Origin of the sequence: Pseudomonas sp. 43(2021) (genome assembly GCF_017490805.1) — a bacterium.
GTDB lineage: Bacteria > Pseudomonadota > Gammaproteobacteria > Pseudomonadales > Pseudomonadaceae > Aquipseudomonas.
Genome location: NZ_JAFGYJ010000041.1, coordinates 1 through 14842, shown reverse-complemented (window position 1 = coordinate 14842; position 14842 = coordinate 1). Strand labels below are relative to the sequence as shown.

The 14842-nt window shown below is 62.9% G+C and carries 12 protein-coding genes and 1 pseudogene; 4 read left to right on the top strand and 9 right to left on the bottom strand.

Annotated features, from left to right (window positions below; translation table 11 throughout):
- The first annotated feature begins 272 nt into the window (after positions 1-272).
- Positions 273-1898: a methyl-accepting chemotaxis protein gene (locus J5M71_RS24660; RefSeq protein WP_207837968.1), complete on the top strand. Its 1626-nt coding sequence runs from the start codon at positions 273-275 to the stop codon at positions 1896-1898.
- A gap of 135 nt (positions 1899-2033) precedes the next feature.
- Here the strand turns inward: J5M71_RS24660 and gbcB are convergent, their stop codons facing one another.
- The gene (gene gbcB, locus J5M71_RS24655) at positions 2034-3134 is read right to left on the bottom strand and encodes a glycine-betaine demethylase subunit GbcB (protein WP_063914511.1); all 1101 of its coding nucleotides are present in this window, start codon (positions 3132-3134) and stop codon (positions 2034-2036) included.
- A gap of 44 nt (positions 3135-3178) precedes the next feature.
- Between gbcB and J5M71_RS24650 the strand changes: the two genes are divergently transcribed.
- Together J5M71_RS24650 and gbcA are read left to right on the top strand one after the other, a co-directional pair.
- The gene (locus J5M71_RS24650) at positions 3179-3355 is read left to right on the top strand and encodes a protein GbcA (RefSeq protein WP_243434334.1); all 177 of its coding nucleotides are present in this window, start codon (positions 3179-3181) and stop codon (positions 3353-3355) included.
- 73 nt (positions 3356-3428) lie between these two features.
- Positions 3429-4721 carry a glycine-betaine demethylase subunit GbcA gene (gene gbcA, locus J5M71_RS24645; RefSeq protein ID WP_207837965.1) on the top strand — a complete coding sequence of 431 codons (1293 nt, stop codon included), beginning with the start codon at positions 3429-3431 and terminating at the stop codon, positions 4719-4721.
- Positions 4722-4767: 46 nt separating this feature from the next.
- Here the strand turns inward: gbcA and J5M71_RS29670 are convergent, their stop codons facing one another.
- The 7 genes from J5M71_RS29670 to J5M71_RS24610 form a co-directional block, all read right to left on the bottom strand.
- Positions 4768-5511 carry an RHS repeat-associated core domain-containing protein gene (locus J5M71_RS29670; protein ID WP_207837963.1) on the bottom strand — a complete coding sequence of 248 codons (744 nt, stop codon included), beginning with the start codon at positions 5509-5511 and terminating at the stop codon, positions 4768-4770.
- 684 nt (positions 5512-6195) lie between these two features.
- The gene (locus J5M71_RS24635) at positions 6196-6966 is read right to left on the bottom strand and encodes an electron transfer flavoprotein subunit beta (RefSeq protein WP_207837961.1); all 771 of its coding nucleotides are present in this window, start codon (positions 6964-6966) and stop codon (positions 6196-6198) included.
- 10 nt (positions 6967-6976) lie between these two features.
- A complete protein-coding gene (locus J5M71_RS24630; RefSeq protein WP_207837959.1) occupies positions 6977-8209 on the bottom strand; it encodes an electron transfer flavoprotein subunit alpha/FixB family protein in 1233 nt (410 codons plus the stop codon).
- Positions 8209-10161, bottom strand: a complete 1953-nt coding sequence (gene dgcB / locus J5M71_RS24625) for a dimethylglycine demethylation protein DgcB (protein ID WP_207837957.1) — start codon at positions 10159-10161, stop codon at positions 8209-8211. The genes J5M71_RS24630 and dgcB overlap by 1 nt, the downstream gene beginning before the upstream one ends.
- 187 nt (positions 10162-10348) lie before the next feature.
- Positions 10349-12409, bottom strand: a complete 2061-nt coding sequence (gene dgcA, locus J5M71_RS24620) for a dimethylglycine demethylation protein DgcA (protein ID WP_170027867.1) — start codon at positions 12407-12409, stop codon at positions 10349-10351.
- Between the two features lie 15 nt (positions 12410-12424).
- The gene (locus J5M71_RS24615; RefSeq protein ID WP_046614486.1) at positions 12425-12955 is read right to left on the bottom strand and encodes a DUF5943 domain-containing protein; all 531 of its coding nucleotides are present in this window, start codon (positions 12953-12955) and stop codon (positions 12425-12427) included.
- 77 nt (positions 12956-13032) lie between these two features.
- On the bottom strand, positions 13033-14010 hold the full coding sequence (locus tag J5M71_RS24610) for a dipeptidase (protein WP_023382781.1): 978 nt from the start codon (positions 14008-14010) through the stop codon (positions 13033-13035).
- A 286-nt stretch (positions 14011-14296) separates the two neighbouring features.
- Here J5M71_RS24610 and J5M71_RS24605 point away from each other — a divergent pair, with 286 nt between their 5' ends.
- Positions 14297-14698: a lysozyme inhibitor LprI family protein gene (locus J5M71_RS24605; RefSeq protein WP_087501963.1), complete on the top strand. Its 402-nt coding sequence runs from the start codon at positions 14297-14299 to the stop codon at positions 14696-14698.
- Between the two features lie 16 nt (positions 14699-14714).
- Here the strand turns inward: J5M71_RS24605 and J5M71_RS24600 are convergent.
- Positions 14715-14842, bottom strand: a pseudogene (locus tag J5M71_RS24600) (helix-turn-helix domain-containing protein); the annotation flags it as partial.

The window sequence follows — 14842 nt, the reverse complement described above, 5'->3', positions numbered from 1 at the left end:
TCTATCTCAGGTTGTTGCGAGGGGCGCACACGATAAAGAAAAGTGCGGCCCATCGCCATTAAATATCGGATTCACGAGGTGTCTAACCCGCAGATTGACAGAGGAACCACCCCCTTGTTCCGACCTGGGTCAACCGCCGGTCAGGAAACGACAGCAGTCGCACAATTTTCGCCAAGCGCACTCAAGCGTGCCTCGACCTGACCGATACCCCTGAGAGTCATATTCCGTCGCACTGGGTGCGTCACCTTCACTAGCCTGGATCTGCCCAAACCATGTCATTACGCAACATGAATATCGCCCCGCGCGCGTTGCTCGGCTTTGCCCTTATCGGCCTGCTGATGCTCGGCCTCGGTATCTTCTCCCTGGTGCAGATGGGCAACATCCGCCAGGCCGGTCTGGTCATCGAGCAGATCAGCGTGCCCAGCATCAAGGTCCTCGACGAGATCAGTGCGCTGAACCTGCGCCTGCGCAGCCTCTCCTACCGCCTGCTGGTGAACCGCGAGCCGCAAACCCAGCAGGAAACCCTGAACCTGCTGGACCAGCGCAACCTCGAGATCGACCGTGCCCGCCAGGCGTACCTGCCGCTGATCAGCGCCGCCGACGAACAGGCCGCGTACGACCAGTACGTCCAGCTGCTCACCCAGTACCGCCAGCTGGAGTCACGCATGCGCAGCCTGAGCCAGGCCGGCAACCTCGACGAACTGCGCGACCTGCTCAACCGCGACCTGCTGGCCAACTCCGAGCAGATCAACAAGATCATGGAGACCCTGGTGCGCATCAACACCGAGCAGACCCGCGCCACCAACCAGACAGCTGCCAGCCAGTACAGCACCGCCTTCACCCTGGTCATCAGCCTGCTGGTCACCGCCACCGTGCTGACCTTGCTCTGCGCCTTCCTGCTGACCCGCAGCATCGTCAAACCGATCGAAGAAGCACTCAAGAGCGCCGAGCAAGTCGCCGATGGTGACCTGACCCACATCATCAGCGCCGAAGGCACCGACGAAGCCGCCCGCCTGCTGCGGGCCATGGCCCGCATGCAGGAAAATCTGCGCGACACGCTGCAGCTGATTGCCGGCTCCGCCACCCAGCTGGCCTCGGCGGCGGAAGAACTCAACAGCGTCACCGACGAAAGCGCCCGTGGCCTGCAGCAGCAGAACAACGAAATCGAGCAGGCAGCCACCGCCGTGACCGAGATGACCAGTGCCGTGGAAGAAGTGGCGCGCAATGCAGTGAGCACTTCGGAAGCGTCCAGCGAGGCCAGCCGCTCGGCCGGCGATGGCCGAGACCTGGTCATGGAAACCGTGGGCGCCATCGAACGCATGAGCGGCGACGTGCAGGCCACCGCCACGCTGATCACCCACCTGGCTGAGCAGTCGCGTGATATCGGCAAGGTACTCGATGTGATCCGTGGCCTGGCCGACCAGACCAACCTGCTGGCACTCAATGCCGCGATCGAGGCAGCGCGCGCTGGTGAGGCGGGCCGTGGTTTTGCCGTAGTGGCCGATGAGGTACGGGCGCTGGCTCATCGTACCCAGCAGTCGACCAGTGAGATCGAGCGGATGATCGGCAGTATTCAGGGGGGGACGGAAGAGGCAGTGGAATCGATGCGCACCAGCACCGAACGCGCCGAGTCCACCCTCAATATTGCCCGTGGCGCGGGTATGGCGCTGGACACCATTGCCGGAGCGGTGGCGCAGATCAACGAGCGCAACCTGGTGATTGCCAGTGCGGCGGAAGAGCAGGCGCAGGTGGCGCGGGAAGTGGACCGCAACCTGGTGAACATCAATGACCTGTCGGTGCAGAGTGCTACCGGGGCGCATCAGACCAGTGCGGCGAGTGCGGAGTTGTCGCGGTTGGCTGTGGATCTGAATGGGTTGGTGGCGCGCTTCCGCACCTGACTTCAGATAGCCGGGGCCGCTTTGCGGCCCATCGCGACACAAGGCCGCTCCCACATTGACCGGCGTAACCGGGGCCTTTGTGGGAGCGGCCTTGTGTCGCGAAAGGGCTGCAAGGCAGCCCCCTGCATTCCCGGATCAGTAATCGATCCGCACATCCCCTTTCGGCACGCTGCAGCACGACAGGATGTAGCCCTCGGCTTCGTCCTCTTCGGTGATGCCGCCGTTGTGCTCCATCTCCACTTCACCGCCCAGCTTGAGCACCTTGCAGGTACCGCAAATACCCATGCCGCAGGCTTTCGGGATCATCAGGCCAACTTTGGCCGCCGCCGCGTGCACGGTCTCGCCCGGGGCGATGCGGATGCTCTTCTCGCTGCCGATGAACTCCACCAGATTGAGGTCGGCCGCATCCAGCTCCGGCGCGTCAGCTGCCTGCTCGGCGTGCTCCACCGCATCGGCCTTGGCTTCGGCCGGCGTCGCACCGAACGACTCCTCGTGGTAGTTCTTCATGTCGAAGCCGACCGCTTCGAGCATGCGCTTGACCGCAGTCATGTAGGGTGTCGGGCCACAGCAGAACACCACGCGGTCCATGTAGTCCGGCGCGATCAGCTCCATCAGGCGCTGGTTCAGGTAGCCACGGTAACCCGCCCACGGCTCGCCCAGGCCATGCTTTTCGCAAATGATGTGCAGGCTGAAGTTGGGGATGCGCGAAGCCATCTGCTCCAGCTCGCGGTGGTAGATGATGTCCTTCGGCGAACGGGCGCTGTGCACGAATACCATGTCGACATTGCCGTTGGTGTCGTAGAACCAGCGCGCCATCGACATGACCGGGGTGATACCGACACCGCCCGAGAGGTACAGCACCTTCTGTGCCGGGAAGTCGATGGCGTTGAACAGCCCCACCGGGCCGTGCACCGGCAGCTCGGCGCCTTCGTGCATGGTGTCGTGGAGGAAGTTGGACACCAGCCCGCCCGGTACACGCTTGACGGTGATCGAGAAGCTGTAGGGCACCGACGGTGAACTGGAGATGGTGTAGGAGCGCATCACCGGCTTGCCTTCGATCTCCAGCTCAAGGGTGACGAACTGCCCTGGCTTGAAGAAGAACATGATCGGCTGGTCGGCCATGAAGCAGAACGTGCGCACGTCCCAGGTCTCCTGGATGACCTTGACGCAGCGCACGATGTGGCGGCCGTTGGCCCAGGTCTGGGTAGTGACCGGATTGAGGAAGGTATCGGACATGTTCATCTCCAGCAGCCGACTATTGGCCTTTTATGGCTTGGATAATGCGCAAGCTGAAGACGACGTACATTCCTGCCAGCGACATCGGCGTGCTCATCGCGACCAGCCCCGTGCTGCAAGGGCTGGCGCGTCGTAATTCAAATCGGCCATGTCGCCCATGGATACGGTTCATGGCGCCTTCGGACGCACACTCCACGGCAAAAGAACATGCTGTTTCTTGATGAGCAGCCTTGCGGCACCACAACAACGATTAGCCACCTTTTGCCGGCCGCACACGGCCCCGAGGAATACACGATGGACGTCACCGCAACCCTGAGCCTGGGCGATCCACTGGAACCTGCACGCAAGGCCACCGCCGAGATGCTGCAGACCCGCGAGCGCACCTACTCGCTGCCCCAGCCTTTCTACAACGACGAGCGTCTGTTCCAGATCGACATGCAGGAGATCTTCCACAAGGAGTGGCTGATCGCCGGCATGACCTGCGAGATCCCGGCCAAGGGCAACTACATCACCCTGCAGATCGGCAAGAACCCGATCATCGTGGTGCGTGGCGCCGAAGGTAAAGTGCATGCCTTCCACAACGTCTGCCGCCACCGTGGTTCGCGTCTGTGCGTCAGCGACAAGGGCAAGGTGGCCAAGCTGGTCTGCCCGTACCACCAGTGGACCTACGAACTGGACGGTCGCCTGCTGTTCGCCGGTACCGAAATGGGTGCCGACTTCGACATGAACCAGTACGGCCTGAAGCCGGTGAACGTGAAGGTCGCCGGTGGCTACATCTTCATCAGCCTGGCGGAAAACCCGCCGGCCATCGACGAGTTCCTGGCTACCCTCGAGCACTACATGGAACCGTACGACATGGAAAACACCAAGGTGGCGGTGCAAACCACCTTGATGGAAAAGGCCAACTGGAAGCTGGTGCTGGAAAACAACCGCGAGTGCTACCACTGCAACGGTTCGCACCCGGAGCTGCTGCAAACCCTGCTGGAATGGGACGACACCAACGACCCACGCGCCAGCCAGGAATTCAAGGACCACGTGGCCGCCTCCGCTGCCGCCTGGGAAGCCGAGAAGATCCCGTACCTGCACAAGAGCCACGGCCTGCGTAACCGCATCGTGCGCATGCCGCTGCTCAAGGGCACCGTGTCGATGACCATGGACGGCAAGCAGGCCTGCCAGAAGCTGATGGGCCGCATCAAGAACCCGGACCTCGGCTCGATGCGCATCCTGCACCTGCCGCACTCGTGGAACCACTGCATGGGCGACCACATGATCGTGTTCACCGTGTGGCCGATCAGCGCCCAGGAAACCATGGTCACCACCAAGTGGCTGGTGCACAAGGATGCCGTGGAAGGTGTCGATTACGACCCGGAGCGCATGCGCAAGGTGTGGGACGCCACCAACGACCAGGACCGTCGCTTGGCCGAAGAGAACCAGCGTGGTATCAACTCCACCGCTTACCAGCCAGGGCCGTACTCGAAGACCTACGAGTTTGGCGTGGTCAACTTCATTGACTGGTACAGCCAGCGTCTGCTGAACAACCTGGGGGCGGAGCCGGCGGCGTATCTGAAGGAAGTGCAGGCGCAGTAAGCGATTGCACTGAACTGTGGAGGGGTTGAAACACGACCCCTCCAATTCACCTCGAATGCCGTCGTCGCCTAACCCCCATCGTATCGCCCTGAAAACCCCATGCATCCGGAGCAGGACGGTTGATTTCAGATTGCCGCACCGACAGTTCACGCTGAGGCGGGGTCTGCACGCTTTCCAGTGCAATTTCCGCAGCAACCTCAGCCGGCATTCCCCCTGCCAGTAAATCGAAGTTCTTCTTTACCTGCCTCAAGGGACTGCTACCAGGGCCGACCGCAGCGTTGATAGCGCGTGCACCGGTTGCCGCCAGACTTATCGCCGTACCGACATTCGCCCCAAAAATTGCACTCTCCACGCCTGCGAATTGCGCCGCAGCACTTCCCAAGCTCAAGAGTGAGCCGAATGTACTCGTTCGTGCAGCGTTAAGCCCAAGACGATTGGTTGGTGAAGGCCCCAGGAAGTTGTACCCCAAGGTCAGTGCATTCGATGCCATCCCCAAGCCTCGTAAAGTCAGGGCCGCCGTTTCGAAAAACCGGCCTGTCGGATCGTGCCGGTTGACTGGCTCACCACCACAGTATGCGTAGACATTGATGCCCCCGCGGCCAAATGGGCTGAGGCTATCAGGGCTCAGAAATCGCATCAGAGTCGGGCTGTAGAAGCGATGACCGGTTCCCAACGGGTAATTCCCAGTCAATGGATCCCGATACTGTCCACAAAAAGCCAGCCCAGGAGCGAGGGCTGCGTTCATGGCGCCGTAAGGCGAATAGGCACGCGGGCCGAAAAGTGTTGCCATGAGTTATCCACAATACGAAGAGTTGCAGACACGGTAATGGCTGGTTGGAAATTTGCGTACTGGCAAAAATGTCAGGCAGGCTACTGATCACTATTTGATCATATGGGCCAGGGCCTCATGTTCACTGGGCTGCAGCGGAGTTCATACACCTTGTCCACAGAGACACCAACAGAGTTTGTGAGCAACCGATGAATTTTCTGCCACCTGGTTGTGGATAAACGTCTCAAGGCCCGGATTTTCAAGGATCGAGCAGCATTCAGGCAAGATTGATCATTTTTTGAGCAAATCTTTCAAGACCTTTGACTGCGTGGCTTACAGCAGATACCGAACAGATTATCCACAGACCGGCTAACAGCGATTGTGGGCAAAATCAGGAGGATGCTGATGCGCACGCCTGCGAAGGCTGGGAGAATGCTTGATCGTTTTTTGATCAATACCTTGAAGAGCACGAAATACAAGGGCTGCAGCCATGCGCCAACACTTTATCCACACCTTGGCGAACAGATTTGGTGGGCAAAAGCATTCGGTCGATGCTGTGTATGGAATGTGGGAGCGGCCTTGTGTCGCGAAAGGGTTGCGCAGCAGCCCCAGGTTTTTGCATCACTGCAGAAATGGCTGGGGCCGCTGCGCGGCCCTTTCGCGACACAAGGCCGCCCCCACAAAGAGACCTCCAAGCCTCTGCTTTCAGCGCAACACGCCCTCTTCCACCAGCAGCTTGAGGATGGCCTCGGCGCCTTCCTGTGGCGAAACGTCCTTCAGCACCTTGCCACCGCCCCCACTGGCCTTGGCGGTTGCCGCCTTCATCCGGTCAGCGCCGCTCTTGGCCTTGATCACCTTCAAGCGCTTGGGCCGTGGGCGGGCCGGTTGCAGCTCGGCTTCGGCCAGCAGTTCGTCTTCGACGATGGCCACGTTGCGCGCCGCCAGTACACCCCGACGCGCCGGCCCGAAAGCACTCTGGCGCGGCTTGGGCGCTGCGTTATCCACAGTCGCCAGCAGCGGCAGGCGCACTTTCAGCCGACGCCGCTGACCACGCGGCAAAGCTTGCAGCACCTGGGCGGTGCCGTTGTCGATCGACTCCACTTCGGCCAGCCCCACAATCAACGGCCAGCCAAGCTTTTCGGCCAGCAGGAACGGCAACATGCCCGACCCCTCGCCGGTCTCGGCCTGGCTGCCGGTCAGCACCAGCTGGGCCCCGGCGTCGCGCAGGTAATCCCCGAGCACGCCCAGCACATCGGCACCGGCCGGCTGCTCCAGCACGTCCAGATGGTCCAGGCCCATGCCCAGGTAGGCACGCAGCGCCTCTTCCCGTGGGTCGCCAGCATGCACCACCTGCAAGCTATCCCCAGCCAGCTGCAAACCCAACTCCACGGCGCGGGCATCCTGCTCGGCGCGGCGGGCGCGACCGGAACTGGGGTGGGCACCGATGGAAACCAGGCTGATCACTTTCGTACTCATGCTCGTGCCCTTATGCCGCGTCGCGCTGGCCGCCGCTGCGGTAGTTGTCCACAGCCTCGATCAGTGCCTTGAGAATCGCCGAACTGTCGCCAATCACCGACAGGTCGGCCCGTTTGATCATGTCGCAGCCCGGGTCCATGTTGATCGCCACCACCTTGTCGCAGGCGCCGATGCCCTGCAGGTGCTGGATCGCGCCCGAGATACCCACAGCCACGTAGACCCGCGCAGTGACCCAGGTACCAGTAGCACCCACCTGGCGGTTGCGCGGCATGAAACCGTCGTCCACCGCCACCCGCGAGGCGCCCTCGGTGGCACCCAGGGCCGCGGTAGCCTTGTGGTACAGGTCCCAGTCCTTGACGCCGTTGCCGCCCGAAACGATGAACTCGGCCTCGGCCATGGCAATGGTGGCCGGGTCCACGGCCACCGAGCCGAGGTCTTCGATGCGCGACAGGCTGCGCGCCACGCTTGTGGACAACTCCACGGGCAAGGCTTCGTGACGGGTTTCGCTGACCGGCTCGGCGCACTCGGCCGCCGCCAGGATCAGGCGTGGCACGGCACGCTGCAGGTCTTGCTGGCCGGCACCGGCACGGCCGATGCACTGGCCGTCCTTGACCTGCCATACCCGTGTCGCCGGGCGCTCGCCCAGGGCTGCGCCCAGGCGCCGGCCCAGTTCGCCGCCACCAGTGCGGCTGTCTGGCAGCAGCCAGTGGCGCGGAGTGAACTGGTTATCCACAGCCCGCAGGCCTTGTACCAGTTGCTCCGGTGCATAACCTTCGAAAGCCTCGCCCTCGATGACCAGCAGGCGGTCGACCCCGGCTGTGGAAAAGTTGCTTTCCTTGTGTTCGCCAAACACCACCGCCAGCACCGCACCGTCGCTGCCGGCCAGGCTGTGGGCCAGGCCGAGCAAGTCGCGGTCGTGGCTGCTCAGGCGGCCGCCGACCATGTCCGGTACCACGGCAATGTAGAACGCCGGCGCCGGCACCTGGTGCAGCGGCAGCTTGACCTCGGCCGCCGCCGTGCGCCGCCCGCCCACGGCGGTGCCCTGCTGGGCGCCGCTGCGGTCGATGCGCTTGATGCCGGCCGGGCCGATGAAGCCTGCGGCGATCGCATGGGGGTTCTTGCGGATGAGGCCGTTGGGCCCCATCCAGCTGGTCTGCTGCATCTGCATCGCTGCATGCAGCGGGTGCAGACGGTTACGGGCGATCCACTCGGCGCGTGGGTCGCGGCGAATAATGTCGCTCATCAGTGCACCTCCGCAGGTTCACGTTTGGCCGTTTGCGGCTTTGGGGCAGAGGGCGCGTCCTCTTCGATCAGCACGTCGGCCACCAGCTCGGCCAGGTCCTTGATCTGTGGGCGCGGTTCGACAACACCTTCGAGCATCGCGGTGCACTGCGGGCACCCCACGGCCACCAGCTCGGCCTCGGTCTCGCGGATGTCGTCCATGCGCATGTCGGGGATACGCTGCTTGCCCGGGATGTCGGTGATCGGCGCACCGCCGCCACCGCCGCAGCAGCGCGAGCGGAAGCCCGAGCGCTCCATTTCGCGCACCTCGATACCTAGCGCCTTGAGCACGGCACGCGGGGCTTCGTACTCGCCGTTGTAACGGCCCAGGTAGCACGGGTCGTGGTAGGTGACACTGCCACCTTTGTGCTGGCCGAGGTTGAGCTTGTTGGCCGCGATCAGTTCGGCAATGTAGGTGCTGTGGTGCTGCACCTGGTAGTCGCCGCCCAGGGCGCCGTACTCGTTCTTGAGCACATGGAAGCTGTGCGGGTCGCAGGTAACGATACGCTGGAACTTGTACTTGGCCAGGGTCTGGATATTGCGTTTGGCCAATTGCTGGAAGGTCGCCTCGTCGCCCAGGCGGCGTGCCACGTCGCCGCTGTCGCGTTCTTCCAGGCCGAGCACGGCAAAGTCCACGCCCGAAGCCTTGAGCACTTTGACGAACGCGCGCAGGGTACGTTGGTTGCGCATGTCGAAGGCACCGTCACCGACCCAGAACAGCACCTCGGTGGTTTTCACCTCCGACAGCAGTCGCAGGTTGAGGTCGGCGGCCCAGTTCATGCGGCCACCGGGGGCGAAGCCGCCCGGGTTGTCGGTGGCGATCAGGTTGTCCAGCACTTCGGCGCCCTTGTTCGGGGTGGCGCCTTTTTCCAGGGTGAGGTGACGGCGCATGTCGACGATGGCATCGACGTGCTCGATCATCATCGGGCATTCCTCGACGCAGGCACGGCAGGTGGTGCACGACCACAGCGTTTCGGCATCGACCAGGCCATTGACGATCGGCTGGTGCGGGTGGCCACCGTGTTCGCCGATCGGTTTGCCCGGGTACGGGCTGCCGGCGAACTGCGCGTCGGTGCCGCCGGCCAGGCCGATGACCATGTCCTGGATAAGCTTTTTCGGGTTCAGCGGCTGGCCGGCGGCGAAGGCCGGGCACATGGCTTCACATTTACCGCACTGCACGCAGGCATCGAAGCCCAGCAGCTGGTTCCAGGTGAAGTCCACCGGCTTTTCCACGCCCAGCGGCGCATTCGGGTCTTCCAGGTCCAGCGGCTTGAGGCCGGTGGAGCGGCCGCCGCCAAAGCGTTCGGCGCGACGGTGCCAGGCCAGGTGCAGGGCACCGGCGAAGGCGTGTTTCATCGGGCCGCCCCAGGTCATGCCGAAGAACAGCTCCGACACGCCCCACAGCACACCCAGGCCGAGAATGCCGACCATCACCCAGCCACCGGTATTGGCCGGCAGGATGCCGGCGACCGGCAAGGTGGCGACGAAGAAGCTGACGGCGAACGCCAGCAGGCTTTTCGGCAGGCGCATCCACGGGCCCTTGGACAGGCGCGAAGGCGGGTTGAGGCGGCGTTTGAAGACGAAGATGGCGCCGCAGAACATGATCACCGTGGCCACCAGCAACGCGTAGCCGAGGATCTTGCTCTGCAGGCCGAAGCCGTGCACCAGGATGGCCAGCACGGCCGACAGCACGAAGCCGCCTGCGGTGGCCACGTGGGTCTTGGACATGTACTTGTCGCGCTCGACCACATGGTGCAGGTCCACCAGGTAGCGGCGCGGCATGGCCAGCAGGCCGCCGATCAGGTTGACCTTGGACGGCCGGCCACGCCGCCACATACGCACCCGGCGCAGGGCGCCGAGCACCGCCAGGCCGAGGGCAGCGAACAGCAGGATGGGTAGAAGGGTGTTCAACATGGGAGGCTCCCACAACAGCTGGATTCTTGCGCCACTCTCAAGCGCGGCGCGGACCCTGTGGGAGCGGGTTCACCCGCGAATGCGTCCGGTCAGGCAACGGTGTTGTCAGTGCTGACGCATTCGCGGGTAAACCCGCTCCCACAGGGGGCCAATCCCGCCCTCGGGGGCGGTGTTCATGCCAGTGCGATCAGAAGTCCTTGCACAGGCGCAAGGCGTCGTAGATCGCCGCATGCACGTTGCGCTGGGCCACGCAGTCACCGATGCGGTACAGCAGGTAGCCTTCGCCCGGCTGGCTGAGGATCGGCTGTGGCTTGATGGCGAACAGCGCCTCCACGTCGATCTGGCCTTTGTTGCGCGAACCTTCCTTCAGCGCGTAGTACAGCTGCTCGTCAGGACGCACGCCGTTCTCCACCACCACCTGGTCAACCACGCGTTCTTCCTTGGCGCCGGTGTATTCGTTCTCCAGCACCGCCACCAGCTTGTCGCCCTCGCGATAGACCTTTTCCAGCATCATGTCGCCGGTCATGATCACTTCTTTCGGGTAGATGCTGCGGTAGTAGGTCGGGAAGCTGGTACCGCCCATGGCCACGCCCGGCTTGATATCGTCGGTGACGATCTCGACCTGGCTGCCCTTGTCGGCGATGAAATCGGCCACCGACATGCCGGTGAACTCGCAGATGGTGTCGTACACCAGCACGTTCTTGCCCGGCGCAACCTTGCCGTCGAGCACGTCCCAGCTGCTGACCACCAGCCCTTCGGCGGCGCCCCAGTGCTCGTTCTGCTCAAGGAACGAATGCCCGCCCACCGCCAGCACGATGATGTCCGGACGCAGGTCCTGGATGGTCGCCACGTCGGCAGCGGTACCCAGACGCAGGTCGACCTTCAGGCGCGCCAGTTCCAACTGGTACCAGCGGGTGATACCGGCGATCTGGTCACGCTGCGGCGCCTTGGCAGCAATGGTGATCTGCCCGCCGATCTGGTCCTTCTTCTCGAACAGGGTCACGTCGTGGCCGCGTTCGGCAGCCACGCGGGCCGCTTCCATACCGGCAGGGCCGGCACCCACCACCACCACCTTGCGTTTGGCGCCGGTGGTTTTCTCGATGATGTGCGGCACCCCCATGTATTCACGGGAGGTCGCGGCGTTCTGGATGCACAGCACGTCCAGGCCCTGATACTGGCGGTCGATGCAGTAGTTGGCGCCGACGCACTGCTTGATCTGGTCGATCTGGCCCATCTTGATCTTGGCGATCAGGTGCGGGTCGGCGATGTGTGCACGGGTCATGCCGACCATGTCGACATAGCCGCCTTCCAGGATGCGCGTGGCCTGGTTCGGGTCCTTGATGTTCTGCGCGTGCAGCACCGGGACCTTGACCACTTCCTTGATGCCGGCGGCCAGGTGCAGGAACGGCTCCGGCGGGTAGCTCATGTTGGGGATGACGTTGGCCAGGGTGTTGTGGGTGTCGCAACCCGAGCCGACCACGCCGATGAAATCGATCATGCCGGTGGCGTCGTAGTAGGCGGCGATCTGCTTCATGTCCTCGTGGCTGAGGCCATCGGGGTGGAACTCGTCACCACAGATGCGCATGCCCACGCAGAAGTCGTCACCGACTTCGGCACGCACGGCTTTCAATACTTCCAGGCCGAACTTCATGCGGCCTTCGAAGGTGCCGCCCCATTCGTCGGTACGTTTGTTTACACGCGGGCTCCAGAACTGGTCGATCATGTGCTGGTGCACGGCCGACAGTTCCACGCCGTCCAGGCCGCCTTCTTTGGCGCGGCGGGCAGCTTGCGCGTAGTTGCCGATCACGCGCCAGATCTCTTCCACCTCGATGGTCTTGCAGGTGGCGCGGTGCACGGGCTCACGGATACCCGACGGCGACATCAGGGTCGGCCAGTTGAAGCCGTCCCAGCGCGAGCGACGGCCCATGTGGGTAATCTGGATCATGATCTTGGCGCCATGCTTGTGCATGGCGTCGGCCAGGTTCTGGAAGTGCGGGATGATGCGGTCGGTCGACAGGTTGACCGACGACCACCATTCCTGCGGGCTGTCGATGGCCACCACCGACGAGCCGCCGCAGATCGCCAGGCCGATACCGCCCTTGGCCTTTTCTTCGTAGTACTTCACGTAGCGGTCGGTCGTCATGCCGCCGTCAGTGGCGTAGACCTCGGCGTGCGCGGTGCTGAGCACACGGTTGCGGATGGTCAGTTTGCCGATCTGGATCGGCTGGAACATTGCTTCGAATGCCATGACGCTATCTCCGGCTTACAACGGCTTGACGACGAACAGGCCATCTTCGTGGCCTTCTTCCGACCCGCCATAGACCTGTTCGGCCACGGTGCGGATCGAGCTGCCGCGGGCAGCGAGAATCTGGTCCATGGCGCCGGCGAACCAGCCGGTGAACATGTAGTCGACCTTGCGACCGCACTTGCCATAGACGTACACGAACGCGGAGTGCTTGAGCTTGACGCTGCAGGTGCCCTTGTCGAGGTCGATGTCCTGGATCTCGAACAGGCCCCAGCCGCGCTGGCTCAGGCGCTTCATGTAGTGCTCGAACACCGCCACGCCTTCCAGGCCATGGCACTCGGCTTCTTTTTCACACCAGTGCCAGGCGGACTTGTAGCCGGCCTTGTAGAGGATCTCGGCGTACTTGTCAGCGCCCAGGACTTCTTCGATGCCCATGTGGTTGTTGACGAAGAAATGGCGTGGCACATACAGCATCGGCAGGGCGTCGCTGGTCCAGACACCGGTCTCGCTGTCGACTTCGATTGGCAATTGCGGGGCGATCTTGGCCATGGAAACTCAACTCCATAAAATTTTTTATCGGGATGCCCCGGCGTTGCTGGCAGGGGCTTTCAGGCTTGGAGAGCGGCTTACTCGCCCCACACGTCCTTGAGGACGTTGACCCAGTTCTCGCCCATGATCTTGCGCACCACGCGCTCGGAGTGGCCGCGCTTGAGCAAGGTTTCGGTGAGGTTGGGGAATTCGCCCACGGTGCGGATGCCCAGCGGGTTGATGATCTTGCCGAAGTTGGTCAGGCGACGGGCATAACCCTTGTCGTGGGTCAGGTACTCGAAGAAGTCCTGGCCGTGGCCCTGGGTGAAGTCGGTACCGATACCGATGGCGTCTTCACCGACGATGTTCATGGTGTACTCGATGGCCTCGGCGTAGTCGTCGATGGTCGAGTCGATGCCCTTGGCCAGGAACGGCGCGAACATGGTCACGCCGACGAAGCCACCGTGGTCGGCGATGAACTTCAGCTCTTCGTCCGACTTGTTGCGCGGGTGCTCTTTCAGGCCCGACGGCAGGCAGTGCGAGTAGCAGACCGGCTTTTTCGACTCGAGGATGACTTCTTCGGAAGTCTTGGAGCCGACGTGGGACAGGTCGCACATGATGCCGACACGGTTCATTTCGGCGACGATCTCGCGGCCGAAGCCCGACAGGCCGCCATCACGCTCGTAGCAACCGGTGCCGACCAGGTTCTGGGTGTTGTAGCACATCTGCACGATGCCCACGCCCAACTGCTTGAACACGTCGACGTAGGCGATCTGGTCTTCAAACGCATGGGCGTTCTGGAAGCCGAAGAGGATGCCAGTCTTGCCCAGCTCCTTGGCCTTGCGGATGTCGGCGGTGGTGCGCACCGGCATCACCAGGTCGCTGTTTTCGCGGATCAGCTTCTGGCTGGCAGCGATGTTGTCGACGGTCGCCTTGAAGCCTTCCCAGACCGACACCGTGCAGTTGGCCGCAGTCAGCCCGCCTTTGCGCATGTCCTCGAACAGCTCGCGGTTCCATTTGGCAATGATCAGGCCGTCGATGACGATGCTGTCGGCGTGAAGTTCGGCTGGGCTCATCAGGCTGTCCCCTTTTATTGAATGGGTTTGCGCCAAACCTTATTGCCGGCGCTTTGGGGCCAGCATATGCCTGTGCCCAAAGGCGCCCCGATGCAAAAACGACAGGGGGTTTGCCGAAAGCGTCAATGCGCGACAACAGGCCTTCTGGCGCGGTGTCTGGCGATGAGAGACAGTCTCGATAACGACGTTTCCGGCGGCTTTATGAACATTTCGTCAGGGAGCTACCGCCTTGCCGTCGGCTGAGCGAGAATCCCAGCGATTCGTCAGCCTGTTGAGGAGAAAACGGATGAAATCAATGGCATGGCTGGTACTGCTGGCTGTCGTATCGGGCGCCCAGGCCGGCGAGGAAGAAAGCACCCCGTGCGACAACGTCGAGACCGACCAGCAGACCTACGCCTGCGCTGCGTTCAACAAGCAGACCGCCGAGCGCGAGCTGAAAGCGGCGTATGACGAACTGATCCAGCGCATCCGCGACCAGTATGCCGATGAAAGCGACCAGGCCACTGCGCTGGTCGGGCGCATGGACGCGGCCGAGAAGCTGTGGGCGCAGCTGCGCGATGCCGACTGCAAGGTCGAGACCTACGCCGAGAAGCCCGGGAGCAAGGCGTTCGAGGCGGCGTGGGATACCTGCGTGGCGCAGCGCAGTGATGACCGCTCGGAGTACCTGCAGTCCATCGGCCAGCAGTAAGCCTGTACCGGCCTCTTCGCGGGCAACGCTGGTAACGCGCCCGATAGCAGCGGGTAAAGTACGAAGCCGACTCGAACCCGCACGCCACCCCCACCTCCAGCACACTCATGTCGGTCTGGCGCAACAACTGCCGTGCCTTGTCCA